Origin of the sequence: Mycobacterium sp. GA-1199 (genome assembly GCF_001500045.1) — a bacterium.
Taxonomy (GTDB): Bacteria; Actinomycetota; Actinomycetes; order Mycobacteriales; family Mycobacteriaceae; genus Mycobacterium.
In genome coordinates, this window is record NZ_LQIX01000005.1 from 13,312 (window position 1) to 32,704 (window position 19,393).

Sequence of the window (19,393 nt, forward strand, 5' to 3'; positions counted from 1 at the left end):
ATGGCCGAACTGGTGCAGTCGCTCCTGGACCAGATTCGGGAGCGCCACGCCGACAACGACGAAGGGGCGCTGGCCGACTACATCCCCGAGCTGAGACGCGTGGACCCCAAGGGATTCGGCCTGTCGTTGTCCATGGCCGATGGCTATGTCTATGAATCCGGTGACACGGCAATCCAGTTCACCATCCAGTCGATATCGAAGCCGTTCACCTACGCGCTCGCGCTCGAGCGCATGGGCATGGACGCCGTCGACGCCAGAATCGGCGTTGAACCCTCCGGCGAGGCGTTCAACCAGATCAGCGTCGACGAAACCACCAAAACGCCGAAGAATCCGATGATCAACGCCGGTGCGATCGCCGCCGCCTCGCTGATACCCGGCGCCACGGCCGACGAGCGGTTCAACCAGATTCACGAGTTCTATTCGGCTTTTGCGGGCCGCGAGCTCGCAATCGATCACGACGTCTACGGTTCAGAGCAGGCCACCGGTAGTCGCAACCGCGCGATCGCCTACATGCTGCAGAGCTTCGGCGTGCTCGACGGCGATCCCGACGAGACTCTCGACGTCTACTTCCGGCAGTGCTCGATCAAGGTGACGAGCACCGATCTGGCCGTCATGGCCGCCACGCTCGCCCGCGGTGGCGTCGAGCCGGTGGCTGGGCGGCGCGTGGCCAGTGCGGCGGTCGTGCAACGCACGCTGAGCGTGATGGTCACGTGCGGGATGTACGACGCGGCAGGGGATTGGGCGAGTGCCGTCGGCATGCCCGCCAAGAGCGGTGTCGGCGGCGGCATCGCGGCCGTGCTGCCCGGGCAGCTCGGAATCGGCGTCTACTCACCGCGGTTGGACGCCAAAGGCAACAGCGTGCGAGGGACCGAAGTGTGTCGCAGCATGTCTGCGGAGCTCGGCCTGCACTTCCTCGCGCACACCCGGGAATCCCGGTCGACGATCCGCAACGCGTACGACGTCGAACCGGGTGTGCGGGTTTTCGAACTGCACGGCGACCTGTTGTTCGCCGGTGCCGAGCAGGTGCTGCGCAGGGTCTATCGCGAGCGCGACGCATTCGACGTCGCGATTCTGGAACTGTCACGGGTCGACGACATCGACGACGCGGCGCGCCGCATGTTCGCGGGCATGCGCGAATCGCTCGTCGCGGCCGGCAAGGAGGGCTACGTGGTCGACCCCGACCGGGTCCTGACCGCAAGCCACACCGAGGGCTTCGATGCCAGGGTGTACGGCACACTCGAGGATGCGCTGAGCGCTACGGCGCACCTCGGCTCCGGTGATTCAGGCGGGTAGGGCCAACCTCGTCGGCTCGTCGTGCCCCCGCAACGTCACCTCATCGCCCAATCGCCAGTGGGCACACTCGGTTTCGCTAGCGCCGCGCAGCGCGTCGGCGCTGGCGAGAATGTGTCCGGGAGTCTCCTTGGCCAGTTCACACAGCCGTGCCGCCTCGTTGACGGGCTCGCCGATGACGGTGTATTCGAAACGTTCCCGGGCGCCGACATTGCCGGCCACCGCCTCACCGGCGGCCACCCCGATGCCGGCGTCGAACTCGGGCACCTCCTCGTGGATGCGCCGCGCGATCGCCCGCGCGGCGGCCAGCGCCGAATCCTCCGGGTTCTCCAGACGCACCGGCGCCCCGAACACCGCGAGTGCACCGTCGCCCTCGAACTTGTTGACGAAGCCGTGGTGACGATCCACCTCCTCGACGACCACGGCGAAGAACCGGTTGAGGAGGTCGACGACCTCGGTCGCGCGCTTGGCCGTGACCAGCTTCGTCGACCCGATGATGTCGACGAAGATCACCGCGACGTGCCGTTCCTCGCCGCCGAGCTTGGGCCGCTGTTTCTCCGCTTCGGCGGCGACCTCGCGGCCGACGTGGCGTCCGAAGATGTCCCGCAGCCGCTCGCGTTCCTTGAGCCCCTGCACCATCGAGTTGAATCCCCGCTGTAGCTCGCCGAGTTCGGTGCCGTCGAAAACGACGAGATTGCAGTCCAGGTCGCCCTCCTCGACGTGCTTGAGAGCCGTTCGCACGACGCGTACCGGGGTGGCGATGAGCCACGACAGCAGCCACATCAGGGTGAGCCCGAAGGCGAGGGCGATCACCGCGATGATCATCACGGCCACCGCGAACTGGGTGGCGGTGAGGTTCCGCAGCGCCAGTGCGAACACCGCAAGCAGAAGGATGCCCAGCACCGGCACCCCGGAACTGAGCAGCCAGACCGTCATCGTTCGCCCCATGACGCCGTGCGCCAACCGCCGCGGAGGACGACCGGCCTCCAGCGCCTGAGCGGCGATCGGGCGCAGAGCGAACTCGGTGATCATGTAACAGGCGGTCGCCACCACGATGCCGGGGAAGCCCACCGCGAGCAGGAACCGCGGAATGAACGCCGGGTCCTGCATGCCGTACAGCACGGTGAGCAGCACCGTGCCGATGCCCCACAGCAGAAGAAGCTTCTTGGCCACACGCCATGGCGCCAGGAACACGTTCCGCTGGTCCTCGCGGGTAGGGTGCCGCTCCTCGATCGCCCACCGCAGCGAGCCGACGGTCCGCGAAGTGATCCACGTCGTGCCAAAGACGAGCGCGACCACCATGTAGGCCGGCACCACGCCCCAGGTCAGCCAGGCCGGTGCGTCGGTGAAGACACTGGGAACGGGGATGGCGACCCCGTTGAGCAGCAGCGAGACCGCGATGCCGAGGATGTTGGTGAACAGTATGAAGAACGTCAGGATCACCTGGATACGGACGCGTCGGCGCGCCTGACTCTCTTGCGGCTTTCCGAGTAACCACGACCCGTATTCCGGGGTGCCCAACCGTCCACTCTGGCCGGTCACCGTCTCCAGGACGCGACCCAGCCGCTGTGCGACGCTCCTGTTGGCGGTCATCGTCCCCTCAGCCTAAATTGCCCGGCGGCCGCCTAAGGTGGTCGGGTGCGTCTCGTGATCGCCCAGTGCACTGTCGACTACGTCGGACGCCTGACCGCACACCTGCCTTCGGCGCGGCGACTGCTGCTGATCAAGGCGGATGGTTCGGTGAGCGTGCACGCCGACGACCGTGCCTACAAACCCCTGAACTGGATGACCCCGCCGTGTCGCCTCACCGAAGACACCTCCGGCCCGACGCCTGTCTGGGTGGTCGAGAACAAGGCCGGTGAGCAGCTGCGGATCACGGTCGAAGAAATCGAACACGACTCGAGCCACGAGCTCGGCGTCGATCCCGGGTTGGTCAAGGACGGCGTCGAAGCGCATCTGCAGGAGCTGCTGGCCGAGCACGTCGAATTGCTGGGAGCGGGTTACACGCTGGTGCGGCGCGAGTACATGACCGCGATCGGCCCGGTCGACCTGCTGTGTCGAGACGCGAACGGCGGTTCGGTCGCGGTCGAGATCAAGCGCCGCGGCGAGATCGACGGGGTCGAGCAGCTCACCCGCTACCTCGAACTGCTCAACCGCGACAGCCTGTTGGCCCCGGTCGCCGGTGTCTTCGCCGCACAGCAGATCAAGCCGCAGGCCCGCACGCTGGCCACCGACCGCGGCATCCGCTGTGTCACGTTGGATTACGACAAGATGCGCGGCATGGACAGCGACGAGTTCCGGTTGTTCTGATGGCCCGCAAGCGGCCTCGTCGGCGTTCCGAGCGGCCGCCACCGCCGCTGTCTGCGTCCCGCCGTGTCGAGACGGGGCCCGACGGCTACGAGTACGAAGTGCGTCCGATCGCCGCCGCGCGTGCCACCAAGACGTACCGGTGTCCGGGGTGTGACCACGAAATCCGGCCCGGGACAGCACATCTCGTGGTGCTTCCGGCCGATATGGGGGAGCGGGCGGCCGACCACCGTCGGCACTGGCACACGCCGTGCTGGACTCACCGCGCCACGCGCGGCCCGACCCGCAGGTGGTCCTAGTGGTCGCCGTCAGTGCTTGTCGGAAGCGGGCTCGACGAGTTCGACGAGGACCCCGCCGGCATCCTTGGGATGAATGAAGTTGATCCTCGAGTTCGCGGTGCCGCGGCGCGGGGCGTCGTAGAGCAGCCGCACGCCGTCGGCGCGCAGGCGCTCGCTGAGCGCGTCGATATCGCTGACGCGATAGGCCAGCTGCTGAAGACCGGGACCGCGCTTGCCGATGAACTTGGCGATCGTCGAGGTCTCCTCGAGCGGCGCCATCAACTGAATCTGCGCACTGCCGACGGGGGCGCCACGCACCGAGAGCATCGCCTCGCGCACACCCTGGTCCTCGTTGATCTCCTCGTGAAGAACGATCATGCCGAGATGATCGTGGTACCACTTGATCGCGGCGTCGAGGTCCGGGACTGCGATCCCCACGTGATCGATCGCCGTCACCAGCGCGCTGGCGAGCGCTGGACGTGCGTCTACGTGTTCGGTGGTCATAACGTAACGGTAGCCTTGAGACAGATGTTTGCGGAATGTGTCATGGAACACACATCGCTATACCCACTTTTTGGAGGTAGTAAATGACCACGTCGGTGATCGTTGCCGGGGCGCGCACACCCGTCGGCAAGCTGATGGGCTCGCTGAAGGACTTCTCGGGTAGCGATCTCGGCGCCATCGCGATCAAGGGGGCGCTGGAGAAGGCCAATGTTCCCTCCTCCGCCGTCGAGTACGTGATCATGGGCCAGGTCCTCACCGCGGGCGCCGGGCAGATGCCGGCCCGGCAGGCGGCTGTCGCGGCGGGCATCGGCTGGGACGTGCCCTCGCTGACCATCAACAAGATGTGCCTGTCGGGTATCGACGCGATCGCGTTGGCCGACCAGTTGATCCGTGCCGGCGAGTTCGACGTCGTCGTGGCCGGCGGCCAGGAATCGATGACCCAGGCGCCGCACCTGCTGATGAACAGCCGGGCGGGCTACAAATACGGCGACGTCACCGTGCTCGACCACATGGCCTACGACGGTCTGCACGACGTATTCACCGACCAGCCGATGGGCGCGCTCACCGAGCAGCGCAACGAGGTCGACCAGTTCACCCGCGCCGAACAGGACGAGTTCGCGGCCCGTTCCCACCAAAAGGCCGCCGCCGCTTGGAAAGACGGCGTCTACGCCGATGAGGTGGTGCCGGTACAGATCCCGCAGCGCAAGGGCGACCCCCTGGAGTTCTCCGAGGACGAAGGCATCCGCGCCAACACCACCGTCGAATCGCTGGCCGGTCTGAAGCCGGCATTCCGCAAGGACGGGACCATCACCGCCGGGTCGGCCTCGCAGATCTCCGACGGTGCGTGCGCGGTCGTCGTGATGAACAAGGCCAAGGCGGAGGAACTGGGGCTGTCGTGGCTGTGTGAGATCGGCGCGCACGGTGTCGTCGCCGGCCCGGACTCCACGCTGCAGTCGCAGCCGGCCAACGCCATCAAGAAGGCGGTTGCGCGCGAGGGAATCTCGGTCGACCAACTCGACGTCATCGAAATCAACGAGGCGTTCTCCGCGGTCGCGCTGGCCTCGACGAAGGAACTCGGGGTCGACCCGGGGAAGGTCAACGTCAACGGCGGTGCGATCGCCATCGGACACCCGATCGGGATGTCGGGTGCCCGCATCACCTTGCATGCCGCGCTCGAGTTGGCCAAGAAGGGTTCCGGTTACGCGGTGGCGGCGCTGTGCGGTGCCGGCGGCCAGGGCGATGCGCTGATCCTGCGGGCCACATAAGGCGCTACGACGCCGTGTAGTAATCAGCTCGCGCTTCGGGCACAATGGCGGCCATGACTCGCCTGCTGAACCAGCGCACCGTCGCGGGATGGTTTCGTTTCGTCGCCTTCCTCGAGGCGGTGAGCTGGGTCGGACTGCTGATCGGTATGTACTTCAAGTACCTCGGCGCCCCGCGCACCGAGATCGGCGTCAAGGTGTTCGGCCCCGCTCACGGAGCCGTCTTCGTCGCGTTCGTCACCCTGGGCCTGCTGGCGGCCGTGATGTTCAGGTGGGGGACCGGTACGTGGTTGCTGGGGATCGTCGCGAGCATCGTGCCGCTCGCCAGCGTGATTTTCCTCATATGGGTGGAGCGCACCGGCCGGTTGGGGGCGGAGCCCGTCGTCGCGCGCATCGCGCAACCGGGGCAGCCGGTTCCCGAAACGACGTGACAAACTTATGGGCGTGAGTCGTCCACGCCCTTCCATCGCGGCCTCGATGGCCGGTGCGGTTGATCTGTCCGCCCTCAAGCAGCGCCCCTCGACCGGCGACGGCGAATCGTCGGCGCCCGCCGGTGGAGTGGAAGTCACCGAGGCGAACCTCGAAGCCGAGGTACTGGTCCGGTCCAACCAGGTTCCCGTCGTGGTGCTGCTCTGGTCACCGCGCAGCGACGCCAGCGTCCAATTGGGCGATGCCCTCGGCCAACTGGCCGCAGCCGACGGCGGTAAGTGGTCGTTGGCGACGGTCAACGTCGACGTCGTTCCCCGTGTGGCGCAGATGTTCGGTGTGCAGGCGATCCCGACCGTGGTCGCGCTGGCCGCCGGCCAACCTCTGTCGAGTTTCCAGGGTATGCAGCCCCCCGAGCAGTTGCGCCGGTGGATCGATTCGCTGCTGAACGCGGTCGCGGGCAAGTTACCCGGCGGCGCTGAGGAGGGAGAGGCCGAACAGGTCGATCCCGAACTCGCACAGGCGCGTTCGCACCTGGATGCCGGTGACTTCGACGCCGCGCGCACCGCATACCAGGCGATCCTCGACGCCAACCCCGGTCACGCCGAGGCCAAGGGCGCTGTGCGCCAGATCGATTTCCTGCAACGCGCCACCTCTCGGACGCCCGACGCGATCGCCGCCGCCGACGCGGACCGCGACAATATCGAGCTGGCGTTCGCCGCCGCCGACGTCGAGGTCCTCCAGCAGAACGTCGTCGCGGCCTTCGACCGGCTCATCGACCTCGTCAAGCGGACGTCGGGCGACGACCGCACCACCGTGCGTACTCGACTCATCGAGCTGTTCGACCTGTTCGATCCGGCCGACCCCGAGGTCATCGCCGGCCGGCGCAAGTTGGCCAACGCGCTGTACTAGCGCCTGGCGCTAGTGTGCGCACAGATCGACAATCGCCCCGAATCCGGCCGAAACGACGATCTGAGCGCACACTAGAGCGCCCTGGCACCTACTCGGGCTCGTATTCGAACCACAGCGCGGACAGCGGAGGCAGCACCATGACCGCCGACGCCGGACGTCCGTGCCACGGCTCGTCGGTTGCCTGCACCGCGCCGTAGTTGCCGATGCCCGACCCGTTGTAGATGTCGGCGTCGGTGTTGAGCACCTCACGCCAGGTGCCCGCGTGCGGCAGACCCAGGCGATAACGCGTGTGCTCGGCCCCGGAGAAGTTGAACACGCACGCCAGCACGGAGCCGTCGTCGCCGTAGCGCAGGAAGCTCAGCACGTTGTTCGCCGAATCGTTGGCGTCGATCCAGCTGTAGCCCTCCGGGCGGGTGTCTTGAGACCACAGCGCTCGCCTGGTGCGGTAGACGGTGTTCATGTCATGCACCATGCGCTGAATGCCCGTCGAGAAGCTGTTCTCGTCAAGCTGGTACCAGTCCACGCCCCGCTCCTCGGACCACTCGGCGCGCTGGCCGAACTCCTGGCCCATGAACAGCAACTGCTTGCCGGGATGCGCCCACTGGTAGGCCAACAGGCTGCGCAGCCCGGCGGCCTTGTTGTGGTCGTTGCCCGGCATCCGGCCCCACAGCGTGCCCTTGCCGTGCACGACCTCGTCGTGGCTGATCGGCAGCACATAGTTCTCGCTGAACGCGTAGAGCATCGAAAACGTGATCTCGTGGTGGTGATAGCTGCGGTGAATCGGATCGCGTTTGATGAACTCCAGCGTGTCGTTCATCCAGCCCATGTTCCACTTCATCGAGAAGCCAAGGCCGCCAAGGTTCGTCGGCCTCGTCACTCCCGGCCAGGAAGTGGACTCCTCGGCGACCGTCACGATACCGGGGGCGGCCTTGTGCACGGTTGCGTTCATCTCCTGCAGGAACTGCACTGCCTCGAGGTTCTCGCGACCGCCGTAGATGTTCGGGGTCCACCCGCCTTCGGGTCGGGAGTAGTCGAGGTAGAGCATCGAGGCGACCGCGTCCACTCGCAGGCCGTCGATGTGGTACTCCTGCAGCCAGTACAACGCGTTGGCCACCAGGAAGTTGCGCACCTCGGCCCGGCCGAAGTCGAAGACGTAAGTGCCCCAATCCAATTGTTCACCGCGGCGGGGGTCGGAGTGCTCGTAGAGCGCGGTGCCGTCGAAACGTCCGAGCGCCCACGCGTCCTTCGGGAAGTGGGCGGGCACCCAGTCCATGATCACACCGATGCCGGCCTGGTGAAGTGTGTCGACCAGATGGCGGAACTCGTCGGGGGAGCCCAGGCGCGACGTCGGCGCGTAGTACGAGGTGACCTGGTAGCCCCAGGAACCGCCGAACGGATGCTCGGCCACGGGCATCAGCTCGACGTGGGTGAAGCCGTTCTCGACGACGTATTCGGTCAGCTGGGTGGCCAGTTCGCGATAGCTCAGGCCCGGGCGCCACGACATCAGATGCACCTCGAGGGTGCTCATCGGCTCGAACACCGGGTTCTGGGCCGCACGGCGCGTCATCCACTCGTCGTCCGCCCACGTGTAGTCGCTCTGGGTCACCTTCGAGGCGGTCTTCGGCGGCACCTCGGTCGCGAACGCCATCGGGTCGGCGCGCTCGCTGACCGAACCGTCTGCCCCGTGGATGCGGAACTTGTACAACCCGCCGATCTCGAAGCCCGGCCAGAACACCTCCCACACGCCGGTCGAACCGAGCACGCGAAGTTGGGCTTCATTGCCGTCCCAATGGTTGAACTCGCCGATCACGCTGACGCCCTTGGCATTCGGGGCCCACACCGCAAACGAGACACCATCGACGACGCCGTCGGGGGTGGTGTAGCGGCGGGGATGCGCGCCCAGAATCTCCCACAGCCGCTCGTGGCGGCCCTCGGAGAACAGGTGCAGATCCATCTCGCCGAGCGTCGGAAGGAACCGGTACGCGTCGGCCACCGTGTGCACCTGGGTCGACTCGTCGCCCGGGTAGTGGACCTCGAGTCGGTAGTCGGCCAGCCCGGTGAACGGCAGCGCCACCGCGAACAGCCCGGATTCTATGTGCTGGAACGCGTACCGCTCACCGCCGATGACCGCGACCACCTCGACGGCATGGGGCCGGTAGGCGCGGATCACGGTGTGGTCGTCGTATTCGTGCGCACCGAGCACCGAATGCGGGTCGTGGTGCTCGCCGGCCAGCAACCGGTTGAGGTCGGCGGTGTGCGGCCGCAGATGTGGGCTGCTCGCTTGTTTGGTCTGCGTCATGTTGTCACTCCCTACGCAGCAGATTGAGTCGTTGGTCGGCGGGCACCTGCGGCATGTTCAACACATGTGCCACCGCGCGCACCGGGTCAAGGCGGACGTAATTGGACTGCCCCCATTGGTATTCGTCACCGGTGATCTCGTCGCGGACCCAGAACCGGTCGTAGGGCTCCATCCCGAGGGCGGGCATGTCCAGCCACAACGTGGCCTCTTCGGGTCCGAACGGGTTGAGCGTGACCACCACCAGCACCTGATCTCCGCTGACGGGATCGAACTTGCTGTAGGCCAGCAGTGCGTCGTTGTCGACGTGGTGGAACGTGATGGTGCGCAACTGATGTAGCGCGGGATGCAGCCGGCGAATCTCGTTGAGCCGGGTGATGAACGGCTCCAGCGATTCACCGTCGGCGAGGGCCGCGTCGTAGTCGCGAGGCCGCAACTCGTACTTCTCGGAGTTGAGGTACTCCTCGCTGCCTTCCCGCACGGGGCGGTGTTCGTACAGTTCGAAGCCCGAGTACACACCCCAGGCCGAACTCATCGTCGACGCCAGCACCGCGCGGATCGCGAACATCCCGGGGCCCCCGTGCTGCAGGCTTTCGTGCAGGATGTCGGGTGTGTTGACGAACAGGTTCGGGCACGCGTAATCGGCGTGCTCGGCGATCTGCTGGCCGAACTCGGTGAGCTCCCACTTCGCGGTGCGCCAGGTGAAGTACGAATACGACTGGGTGAAGCCGAGTTTGGCCAGTCCGTAGAGCCGCGCGGGACGGGTGAACGCCTCCGACAGGAACAGGACGTCGGGATGCTCGTTCTTCACCTGTCCGATCAACCAGGCCCAGAAGTTCGGCGGCTTCGTGTGGGGGTTGTCGACCCGAAAGATCTTGACACCGTGCGAGATCCAGTGCCGAACCACCCGCAGCACCTCTTCGTAGAGCCCGGCCGGGTCGTTGTCGAAGTTCAGCGGATAGATGTCCTGGTACTTCTTCGGCGGGTTCTCCGCGTAGGCGATGGTGCCGTCGGGCAGCACAGTGAACCACTCGGGGTGTTCCCTGGCCCACGGGTGGTCGGGGGCGCACTGCAACGCGAGGTCGAGCGCCACCTCCATACCGTCGTCGCGCGCCGCTGCCACGAACTCGTCGAAGTCCTCGATTGTGCCCAGGTCAGGGTGAACCGCGTCGTGGCCGCCCTCGTCGCTGCCGATCGCCCACGGCGAGCCGACGTCGTCGGGCGCGGCGGTGACGCTGTTGTTGCGGCCCTTGCGGTGCACCTTGCCGATCGGATGGATCGGGGGGAGGTAGACGACGTCGAAGCCCATCCGGGCGATGCGGGGCAGTGCCTTGGTGGCGGTCGCGAACGTGCCGTGCACCGGGTTGCCCTTGGCGTCCCAGCCGCCGGTCGAACGGGGAAAGAACTCGTACCAGGCGCTGAACCGGGCCTCGGGGCGGTCGACCCAGACGCCGTACTGCTTGCCGCGGGTCACCAACTCACGCAGCGGATACTCATCGAGCAGGGTGGTGACCTGCGGTGCCAACGCGGCGCCGGCGCGGGCGAACGGGTCGCCGGGTTGGCGCAGCCGCGCCGCGGCCTCGATGAGCGGATAGCGATGCTGACGCGGCACACCGGTCGAGGCGCGTTCCAGCAGATTGGCTCCGACCAACAGGTCGTTCGACAGCTCCGATTCGCTCTGACCGGCGTCGAGTTTGGCGGTCACGCTTTTGCGCCAGGTCGCCACCGGATCGCCCCAGCCGTCCACCCGGAACGTCCACAGCCCGGCGCAGTCGGGGGTGAACGCACCGTGGAAGACATCGGGAGTCCGCCCGGTCGACATGGGCAGATGTTGAGGCTTCTTGCGCGGCGTGGCCCCGAGCACGGTTTCGATCGGCACCGCTTCGGCGGATACCAGCCCCGGCGGATCGTCGGCAAGCTGGGGATACGCCGTGCCGCGATAGCGCACCACCAAGGTGGCCGCGACCGCGTCGTGGCCCTCGCGCCACACGGTGGCCGCCACCGGAACGATCTCTCCGACGACCGCCTTGGCCGGGTACCGCCCTGCGGAGACGACAGGCGCGACGTCATCGATCTCGATTCGACCGGCCACCTACCACTCCTTCGTCTGGTCCTTCTGCTGGCGCGGCCACCGAGGTGCTTCGCCGGCACCGCCGACGTGACCGCTGCGTCGTCCTGTTCGCGTTCACAGTCAAGATGAATAAGCCTCGTCGCGCCCTATACCCACGTTAGTGCGCAGCCCAACCCGAAGCGGGCCAAGCAGTTCGACCAGCGCCCTGCGAGCCGCAGGATTGTCAGTAATGTTGTCTCGCGTGATAGCCCGATGAAAGCGCTGAGAAGGTTCACCGTCCGAGCGCACCTGCCCGACCGGCTGGCCGCGCTTGAACGGTTGTCGATCAACCTGCGTTGGTCCTGGGATCGGCCGACGCAGGATCTGTTCGAGTCGATCGACCCCGAGCTGTGGAAGCGGGTCGGCTGCGATCCGGTGGGCCTGCTGGGGCAGGTCAGCCCGCAGCGCCTGGACGCGCTGGCCGGCGACGAAGAGTTCCTGCGCCGCCTCGACGGGCTGGCCGCCGATCTCGACGACTATCTCGCCCGGCCGCTGTGGTACCAGCAGGAGGTCGAGCACGGCGCACAGCTGCCCAACGGCATCGCGTACTTCTCGATGGAATTCGGGGTGGCCGAGTCCCTCCCGAACTACTCGGGCGGTCTCGGCATCCTCGCCGGTGACCACCTCAAGGCGGCGTCGGATCTGGGCCTGCCGTTGATCGCCGTCGGGCTGCTCTACCGCTCGGGTTACTTCCGGCAGTCGCTGACCGCCGACGGCTGGCAGCACGAGAGCTATCCGGCCCTGGACCCGCAGGGGCTGCCGCTTCGGCTGCTCACCGACCACGACGGACAACGGGTGCTCATCTCGGTCGCGATGCCCAGCGAGAACGGCTACGACAGCCGGCTGCAGGCGCGGGTGTGGATCGCCCAGGTGGGCCGAATTCCGTTGCTGCTACTGGATTCCGACGTCCCGGAGAACGACCATCAGCTGCGTGGCGTGACCGACCGGCTCTACGGCGGCGATCAGGAGCACCGGATCAAGCAGGAGATCCTGGCCGGTGTCGGTGGGGTACGGGCGATCCGGGCGTTCATCGAACTGGAGGGCAGACCCTCGCCCGAGGTGTTCCACATGAACGAGGGGCATGCCGGCTTCCTCGGTGTCGAGCGCATCCGGGAACTCATCGACGCCGGGCTCGATTTCGACACCGCGCTGACGGTGGTGCGGTCCTCGACGGTGTTCACCACGCATACCCCGGTGCCCGCGGGAATCGACCGATTCCCGGTGGAGATGGTGCGGCGCTACTTCGGCGGCCCGACCGAGGGTCCATCGGGCGCGATGTCGCGGCTGCTGCCCGGCCTTCCGCTCGACCGCATCATCGCGTTCGGCGAAGAGGACGACCCGACCAAGTTCAACATGGCCCACATGGGTCTGCGGCTGGCGCAGCGCGCCAATGGTGTCTCGATGCTGCACGGCAACGTCAGCAGGCACATGTTCAACGAGCTGTGGCGGGGTTTCGATCCCGGCGAGGTGCCGATCGGGTCGATCACGAACGGTGTGCACGCGCCGACCTGGGCGGCGCCGCAGTGGCTGCAACTCGGACGCGAACTGCTCGGCAGCGAGGACCTCACCAGTGCGCGCGAGCCCGGGGTGTGGGGCCGCCTGCAGCAGGTCGACACCGGCCACCTGTGGTGGATCCGCTCGCAGCTGCGCGAGCAACTCGTCGAGGATGTGCGAGCCAGACTGCGTAGATCCTATCTGGAACGCGGTGCGGCAGAAGCCGAGTTGGGTTGGATTGCAACGGCTTTTGATCCCACCGTGCTGACGATCGGGTTCGCGCGGCGGGTGCCCACCTACAAGCGCCTGACATTGATGCTGCGCGAGCCCGATCGGTTGGAGCGGCTGCTGCTCAACGACGAACGGCCGATCCAGCTCATCGTCGCAGGTAAGTCCCATCCCGCCGACGACGGCGGCAAGGCCCTCATCCAGCAGGTGGTGAAATTCGCCGACCGGCCCGAGGTCCGGCACCGGATCGCCTTCTTGCCCGACTACGACATGTCGATGGCCCGCCAGCTGTACTGGGGATGCGACGTGTGGCTGAACAATCCGCTTCGGCCGCTGGAGGCGTGCGGTACATCCGGCATGAAGAGCGCGCTCAACGGTGGGCTGAACCTGTCCATCCGCGACGGGTGGTGGGACGAGTGGTACGACGGCGAGAACGGGTGGGAGATCCCGACCGCCGACGGTCTTGCCGACGAGAACCGGCGTGACGACCTCGAGGCGGCCGCTCTGTACGACCTGCTGGAGACCTCGGTGGCGCCCAAGTTCTACGACCGCGACGAGCGCGGCGTCCCGGCGCGGTGGGTCGAGATGGTTCGGCACACGCTGATCGTGCTGGGTCCCAAGGTGCTGGCGTCGCGCATGGTGCGCGACTACACCGAGAAGTACTACGCGCCGGCGGCCCAGTCGTTGAGGCGGACCGTCGAACCCGGCGGTGACGGTGAACCGTTCGGCGCGGCAAGGGATCTGGCCACCTACCGGCTGCGGGCCCAGGAATCATGGCCCAAGATTCAGATCACCGATGTCGACAGCTACGGTCTGCCGGACACCCCGCTGCTGGGTTCGGAGCTCACACTGACCGCCACCGTGTACCTGGCCGGTCTGCGTCCCGAAGAGGTTGCCGTGCAAGCGGTTTTGGGACGCGTCGACGCGAGCGATCAACTCGTCGATCCCGTCACCGTGCCGATGGTGCACACGGGCGGCGTGGACGCCGGCAGGGAAGTGTTCTCCGCGACCGCGCCGTTGCCCGTCGCGGGACCGGTGGGCTACACCGTGCGCGTGCTGCCGCACCACCCGCTGTTGGCGAGCGACAACGAGCTCGGCCTCGTCACGCTCGCGTGACACCCGCTCGCAAGGTCGCGCTCGACGGCGGACCCTACGGGATCGCGGCGGGTCCGGACACCGCGCTGTGGGTGACCCTCGTGCACGACGGCGCGATCGCGCGGGTGACCGACAGCGGTGAGGTCGCGGTTCATCCCGTGGCACCGGACTGTCGGCCCTCGATCATCACCGTCGGACCCGATGGCGCGTTGTGGTTCACCCGCAACGGCGACGACCACATCGGCCGCATCACCACCGCCGGCGAAGTGAGCGCATTCGAACTGCCCGCGGGAAGCGCTCCGTACGGCATCACGGCGGGCCCCGATGGAGCGCTGTGGTTCACGGCCATGGGCTCCGGCGTGGTCGCCCGGATGTCGGTGGACGGTGAAGTGACGGAGACCCATCCGGTCGGCGGCGCACCCTCGATGATCGTCACGGGTCCCGACGGCGCGCTGTGGTTCACGCTGAATCAGGCGAGCGCAATCGGCCGCCTCACGCTCGCCGGTGACCTGACCGTCCGCGAAACACCCACCGCCGCTTCGGGTCCCGTCGGCATCACCGCGACCCACGACGATGCGCTGTGGTTCACCGAGATCGCCGCCGAGCGCCTCGGGCGGATACCGATCGACGATGCCATTCAGGAGATCGAACTGCCCGGCAAGCCACACGCGGTGATCGCCGATGCCAGCGACGGCGTCTGGGTGACGCTGTGGGGGTCGAGCCAGCTTGCCCGCGTCAGCGGCGACGGGGACATCGTGACGATCGATCTCCCGCCGGGCAGCGAACCGCACGGCCTGGCTGTCGACGCCGAAGGCGCCGTCTGGGTCGCCCTGGAAGCGGGTCACGTCCTGCGAATGCCCACCTGAGCGGGGCAATCGCAGCGATTCTGGGAGCATCCGCACGCGGCACACCGCGGGCGCGGTAGGTTCCGAAGCGTTGCTAACGACGGAGGGTGGCCAGTGACGATTGGGATTGTGCTGCGGCGAGGCGTCACCGTGATCGCGGTCGCGGGGGTGCTCGGCAGCCTGGGCGCCGCATCCGCGTCGGCCGATCCGGAGGCCGACCCGGTCGTGGCCGAAGTGCCCGCCGAAGGGGCGCCCCCTCCGCCGCCTCCGGACGGTGCCGTCGAATCCACCCCGCCCGCGGTGACCGAGACGCCCGACGGTTGGCGTCTGGAGATGAGTGCCGAGAAAGAGACGCAAGCGCCGACACCTCCGCTGACGACGGCCCTGTCGTCGCGCGAATACGTCGTCGGCGGCACCTACAAGGGACGTCTGGTCGGCCCGGGGGGAGACGAGGCGCCGGAGGGCAGCCTCGAAGTCGGCTACGAGATCGGCTGCGGCATCGACATGAGCACCTCGAACGGTGTCTCCCTGACCGGCACCGCGGGTATCAACCCGTCCATCGGGCTGCTGGGGCTCACCATCGTCGGTGGCGGAGAGGACTTCGGAATTCTGCCGAGCCTCGGCGGCAATGTCGGCGGCGGTATCACCGTCGGCCTCAAACCGGGTCTGGTCAGCGTGGTACCGGTGACCAAGAAGAAGTTCACCGGTGCGGAGCCATGGGTGATGGTGAGTAACTTCCGGGTCAAGATCGACGGCTGCGTCGGCGAGTCCTTCATCCGCTCGTATGCATACCTCAGCCACACGACGGAGCAGTCGGAGGCGATCGTCGCCTGGTACGGCGTGACCAAGAAGATCTGAGCGGACTCAGTCGAAGCGCCTGAAGCAGCGATCGGTGTCGCCGAGGACGCCGACGCGGAACGCGTCGATGCGGGAGAAGCCCGAGGGCACCGATTCGCCGTTGACGTCGCTGGCCACCAAGCCGTTCATCAGGATGCCCGACACGGCTTCGTCGACATCGCCCGCGGTCAGCGCCACGGTGTTGCCGTCGGGGGTGGTCACGCTCTTGGAGAGCTTGGTGGTGGCCACTCCGGTCAGGCACGCGGTGCGCAGCGCGGCCTCGGCGTTGTCGAGCACCACGCGGCCGTGCTCGTTCTGAATCGCCTGCATGTACCGCGACACCAGTACCGAATAGGCGGTGTTGTCACCGGTGGCCAGGCTGACCGGGTCCTCGATGTCAGGCTGAGCGCCCATCACTGCCAGCTCATCGAGGTCGACGGCGATCGTGTTGGTCGCCGGGCAGTAGGACACCGGCGGACTCGGCCGCGCGTTCGTGCACTGCGGGGGGTCGAAGCTCAGCTGTGGTGGGTTGGCGGGCGTGAAGAGAATGTTCATCGCGTCCATGACGGCGCGCACCGATTCTTCGGAGACGGGCCATTCACCCGTCTCGTCCTCCTGCAGGAGCACCGGCAGATCGCCCCGGCGTTGGCCGATCTCGCGTAGATCGATGGCCGCGCAGGCCGACGGGCCATCGGTGAAGCCGAACTGGAAGGCCGACAGGCGCTCGAACGCCGAACCGTGTTCGTCGACACCGACTTCGGGGTCGTCCTCGCTCAACAACGGATCCCGGAACGCGATGACGGACGCCAACACGTTGTTGAGTCCTTCGCCGGTCGACAGCGTGAATCGCGGCGAGCTGTCTTCGGCGACCCAGCGCATATAGGCGCCCGCGAGGCAGTCGGCCTGCTGTTCGGATACCAGTGTCGGGGTGTCGTCGTCGACCAGGCCGGCCTGCCTCTGCACGGCGTGGCCGTATTCGTGTGCGAGCACCATCGTCACACCCATGTCGCCGAACTCCTGACGAAGGCTGGGCAGAAGCTCGCCGCGATCCCATCCGATGGTGTTGTCGGTGGTGCAGTAGCCGGCGTTGACCAGGCCGTAGGTGTCGGTGTCGCAGAACCCGGTGCTGTCGAATCCGTTGGCGTCCCAGGAATAGACGCGGTCGATCGGCTCGAAGCGGCCGTCGAAGGCGGTGCCGTAGGCGCCTTCCCAGAATTCTTCGATGTCGCTGATCGCCTGGCGGGCCAGTTCGTCGGAGTCGCGCCCGTCGGTGCCCACCACCGCTCGGGCCGGACCGCGCGCGTCCGGCCGTAGACCGGTGGGGCCGTCGGTCGCCGGCATGCCCGCGACACGGAACGGATCGTTGAACACCGATACGGGTTCGCCTCGCAGCGTGGTGGTGCATCCGGTGACGACGAGCACCGCCGACATCGCGGTCACGGCGCCGACCAGGTGTCGTCGATTCATGGACGCCGCCTTTCGCGTCGAGGCGGCCGCAGGGCGCGCACTGAACCGTTGTCAGGATAGAAAACAATCACCGTGCGCGGAGACGTTCGAGCGCCTGGCGCACGCGCTCGGAGTCGGTGGTCGCCCAGAACGGCGGCAGCGACGCTCGCAGGAATCCGCCGTAGCGGGCGGTGGCCATTCGCGAATCCAGCACGGCGACCACGCCGCGGTCGTCGACGGTGCGCAACAGCCGTCCCGCACCTTGGGCCAACAGCAGTGCCGCGTGGCTGGCGGCGACGGCCATGAAACCGTTGCCGCCTCGGGCGGCCACGGCTCGTTGCCGCGCCGTCAGTAACGGATCGTCGGGGCGCGGGAACGGAATCCGGTCGATGAGCACCAGTGACAATGACGGGCCGGGCACGTCGACGCCCTGCCACAGCGACAGCGTGCCGAACAGCGACGTCTCGGGATCGTCGGCGAACCGCTTGACCAACGCCGACGTGGTGTCCTCGCCCTGGCACAGCACCGGGGTGTGCAGCCGCTCCCGCATGATTTCGGCGGCCGCCTTGGCGGCACGCGTCGAGGAGAAAAGCCCGAGGGTTCGGCCTCCCGCAGCGGTGATCAGCGCGGCGATCTCGTCGAGTTGTTCCGCGGAGCCTGTGCCGTCACGTCCGGGCGGCGGCAGATGCGCTGCGACGTATAGGATCCCGGACTTCGCATGCTCGAAGGGGGATCCGACGTCGATGCCCTTCCACTCGGTCTCCCCGCCCGTCAGCCCCCACGCCGAAGCCATCGCGTCGAACGTGCCGCCAATCGTCAGCGTCGCCGACGTCAGAACGGTCGTGGTGTTCTCAAAAAGCTTGGTGCGCAACAGACCCGACACCGAAAGCGGAGCGACGCGCAGTATCGTCCGCACCGATCCGCGCGTGTCCTCGCGTTCGATCCACACCACGTCCGTGCGGTCGGGGATGGCCGGCAGGAAGGAGTCGAGGACTCGCGAGGCGGTGTCACCGATATCGGTCAACGCGGTGACGGCTTCGGTGCGCGCGGATGCGGCCGCCGGGTCGCTGGGCGCGGTGTCGATCGCCGACCGGGCCCGGAACGCGGCGTCGCGCACCGCGGTGAGGTAGGTCGCCAGTTCGTCGTCGAGGACGTCGATGCGGCCCGGTTCCGTGTCGTGGATGGCCGATGACAGCGTCGCCGTCGCGGCCTCCAGCCGTTGCGCCAGTTCCTCGTCGACCAGCCGAGCTGCCCGGCGGTGTGCGATGCCGAGCGATGTCGCGGACAACTCGCCGGTGGCCACCGAGGTGACGCGGTCGACCAACTCGTGCGCTTCGTCCACGACGAGCAGGTGGTGTTCGGGGAGGACGGCGGCGTCGGAGATCGCGTCGATGGCCAGCAGCGCATGGTTGGTGACGACGACATCAGCGCGGCCGGCCTTCTCCCGCGCCTTCTCGGCGAAACAGTCGGTGCCGAACGGGCATCGAGCCACCCCGATGCATTCGCGCGCCGACACGCTGACCTGTGACCAGGACCGGTCCGGCACACCCGGGGTCAGCTCGTCACGGTCGCCGGTGTCGGTGTCCGACGACCAGGCGATGAGCCGCTTCACGTCTCGACCCAGGGCACTGGTCGCAACCGGTTCGAACAGATCCTGCTGGGGGCGGTCGTCGGGCTCGGTGGCACCGCCGGTCGAACTGCCGTTGTGAATCTTGTTCAGACACAGGTAATTTCCCCGACCTTTCAACAGGGCGAACTCGGGTGCGCGCGGTAGCGCGTCGGCCAGCGATTCCGCCAGTCGCGGAAGGTCGCGGTCGACGAGCTGGCGTTGCAGCGCGATGGTCGCCGTCGACACCACGACGGGTTCGTCGGCGTCGACGGCACGTGCGAGTGCCGGCACGAGGTAAGCCAGCGACTTGCCGGTGCCCGTCCCGGCCTGGACGGCGAGGTGCTCACCGGTGTCGAAGGCATTGATGACGGCCTTGGCCATGTCGACCTGGCCCGCGCGTTCGCGGCCGCCGAGGGCCGCCACGGCGGTGGCCAGTAGCTGGGTGATGTCCGGC

The 19,393-nt window shown here is 67.3% G+C and carries 15 protein-coding genes; 9 read left to right on the plus strand and 6 right to left on the minus strand.

What is annotated here, in order from left to right:
• Positions 1–1,293: a glutaminase A gene (glsA, locus tag AU198_RS05145; RefSeq protein ID WP_064346439.1), complete on the plus strand. Its 1,293-nt coding sequence runs from the start codon at positions 1–3 to the stop codon at positions 1,291–1,293.
• On the opposite strand, the gene AU198_RS05150 is transcribed toward glsA, so the two are convergent.
• Entirely contained in the window at positions 1,282–2,883 is a 1,602-nt protein-coding gene (locus AU198_RS05150; RefSeq protein ID WP_064346440.1) for an adenylate/guanylate cyclase domain-containing protein, read from the minus strand. The two genes, glsA and AU198_RS05150, sit on opposite strands and share 12 nt — an antisense overlap.
• A gap of 45 nt (positions 2,884–2,928) precedes the next feature.
• On the opposite strand from AU198_RS05150, the gene nucS reads away from it, so the two are divergent.
• On the plus strand, positions 2,929–3,600 hold the full coding sequence (gene nucS, locus AU198_RS05155) for an endonuclease NucS (protein WP_064346441.1): 672 nt from the start codon (positions 2,929–2,931) through the stop codon (positions 3,598–3,600).
• Positions 3,600–3,896, plus strand: coding sequence for an Rv1322 family protein (locus AU198_RS26560; protein ID WP_082690874.1), 297 nt, complete (start codon positions 3,600–3,602; stop codon positions 3,894–3,896). Before nucS ends, AU198_RS26560 begins: the two co-directional genes overlap by 1 nt.
• Before the next feature lie 9 nt (positions 3,897–3,905).
• Here AU198_RS26560 and mce read toward each other — a convergent pair whose 3' ends face one another.
• Complete coding sequence (mce, locus tag AU198_RS05160) at positions 3,906–4,379, minus strand: methylmalonyl-CoA epimerase (protein WP_064346442.1); 474 nt, start codon at positions 4,377–4,379, stop codon at positions 3,906–3,908.
• An 83-nt stretch (positions 4,380–4,462) separates the two neighbouring features.
• Here mce and AU198_RS05165 point away from each other — a divergent pair, with 83 nt between their 5' ends.
• Genes AU198_RS05165 through AU198_RS05175 form a run of 3 tightly spaced genes read left to right on the plus strand, consistent with a single transcriptional unit; the run spans position 4,463 to position 6,979 of the window.
• Positions 4,463–5,644 carry an acetyl-CoA C-acetyltransferase gene (locus tag AU198_RS05165; RefSeq protein WP_064346443.1) on the plus strand — a complete coding sequence of 394 codons (1,182 nt, stop codon included), beginning with the start codon at positions 4,463–4,465 and terminating at the stop codon, positions 5,642–5,644.
• Between the two features lie 44 nt (positions 5,645–5,688).
• The gene (locus tag AU198_RS05170) at positions 5,689–6,072 is read left to right on the plus strand and encodes a DUF3817 domain-containing protein (protein ID WP_156431497.1); all 384 of its coding nucleotides are present in this window, start codon (positions 5,689–5,691) and stop codon (positions 6,070–6,072) included.
• Between the two features lie 13 nt (positions 6,073–6,085).
• Positions 6,086–6,979, plus strand: coding sequence for a tetratricopeptide repeat protein (locus tag AU198_RS05175; RefSeq protein WP_197416028.1), 894 nt, complete (start codon positions 6,086–6,088; stop codon positions 6,977–6,979).
• Positions 6,980–7,067: 88 nt separating this feature from the next.
• On the opposite strand, the gene glgB is transcribed toward AU198_RS05175, so the two are convergent.
• Together glgB and AU198_RS05185 are read right to left on the minus strand one after the other, a co-directional pair.
• On the minus strand, positions 7,068–9,278 hold the full coding sequence (gene glgB, locus AU198_RS05180; protein ID WP_064346445.1) for a 1,4-alpha-glucan branching protein GlgB: 2,211 nt from the start codon (positions 9,276–9,278) through the stop codon (positions 7,068–7,070).
• Between the two features lie 4 nt (positions 9,279–9,282).
• The gene (locus tag AU198_RS05185; RefSeq protein ID WP_064346446.1) at positions 9,283–11,367 is read right to left on the minus strand and encodes an alpha-1,4-glucan--maltose-1-phosphate maltosyltransferase; all 2,085 of its coding nucleotides are present in this window, start codon (positions 11,365–11,367) and stop codon (positions 9,283–9,285) included.
• Between the two features lie 231 nt (positions 11,368–11,598).
• On the opposite strand from AU198_RS05185, the gene glgP reads away from it, so the two are divergent.
• The 3 genes from glgP to AU198_RS05200 all read left to right on the plus strand — a co-directional run bounded on the left by glgP (position 11,599) and on the right by AU198_RS05200 (position 15,905).
• A complete protein-coding gene (gene glgP, locus AU198_RS05190) occupies positions 11,599–14,223 on the plus strand; it encodes an alpha-glucan family phosphorylase (protein ID WP_064346447.1) in 2,625 nt (874 codons plus the stop codon).
• Positions 14,220–15,068, plus strand: coding sequence for a virginiamycin B lyase family protein (locus tag AU198_RS05195; RefSeq protein WP_064346448.1), 849 nt, complete (start codon positions 14,220–14,222; stop codon positions 15,066–15,068). Before glgP ends, AU198_RS05195 begins: the two co-directional genes overlap by 4 nt.
• Before the next feature lie 105 nt (positions 15,069–15,173).
• Complete coding sequence (locus AU198_RS05200; RefSeq protein WP_502689270.1) at positions 15,174–15,905, plus strand: MspA family porin; 732 nt, start codon at positions 15,174–15,176, stop codon at positions 15,903–15,905.
• Between the two features lie 6 nt (positions 15,906–15,911).
• Here the strand turns inward: AU198_RS05200 and AU198_RS05205 are convergent, their stop codons facing one another.
• Complete coding sequence (locus AU198_RS05205; RefSeq protein ID WP_064346449.1) at positions 15,912–17,351, minus strand: neutral zinc metallopeptidase; 1,440 nt, start codon at positions 17,349–17,351, stop codon at positions 15,912–15,914.
• A gap of 67 nt (positions 17,352–17,418) precedes the next feature.
• Positions 17,419–19,386: an ATP-dependent DNA helicase gene (locus AU198_RS05210; protein WP_064346450.1), complete on the minus strand. Its 1,968-nt coding sequence runs from the start codon at positions 19,384–19,386 to the stop codon at positions 17,419–17,421.
• Between the last annotated feature and the right edge of the window lie 7 nt (positions 19,387–19,393).

What these genes read in the sequence shown, in the direction of transcription:
- AU198_RS05165 (WP_064346443.1), top strand. Translation starts at nt 4,463, where the DNA reads ATGACCACGTCGGTGATCGTTGCCGGGGCGCGCACACCCGTCGGCAAG.
- AU198_RS05170 (WP_156431497.1), top strand. Translation starts at nt 5,689, where the DNA reads ATGGCGGCCATGACTCGCCTGCTGAACCAGCGCACCGTCGCGGGATGG.
- mce (WP_064346442.1), bottom strand. Translation starts at nt 4,379, where the DNA reads ATGACCACCGAACACGTAGACGCACGTCCAGCGCTCGCCAGCGCGCTG.
- glsA (WP_064346439.1), top strand. Translation starts at nt 1, where the DNA reads ATGGCCGAACTGGTGCAGTCGCTCCTGGACCAGATTCGGGAGCGCCAC.
- glgP (WP_064346447.1), top strand. Translation starts at nt 11,599, where the DNA reads ATGAAAGCGCTGAGAAGGTTCACCGTCCGAGCGCACCTGCCCGACCGG.
- AU198_RS05205 (WP_064346449.1), bottom strand. Translation starts at nt 17,351, where the DNA reads ATGAATCGACGACACCTGGTCGGCGCCGTGACCGCGATGTCGGCGGTG.
- glgB (WP_064346445.1), bottom strand. Translation starts at nt 9,278, where the DNA reads ATGACGCAGACCAAACAAGCGAGCAGCCCACATCTGCGGCCGCACACC.
- AU198_RS05150 (WP_064346440.1), bottom strand. Translation starts at nt 2,883, where the DNA reads ATGACCGCCAACAGGAGCGTCGCACAGCGGCTGGGTCGCGTCCTGGAG.
- AU198_RS26560 (WP_082690874.1), top strand. Translation starts at nt 3,600, where the DNA reads ATGGCCCGCAAGCGGCCTCGTCGGCGTTCCGAGCGGCCGCCACCGCCG.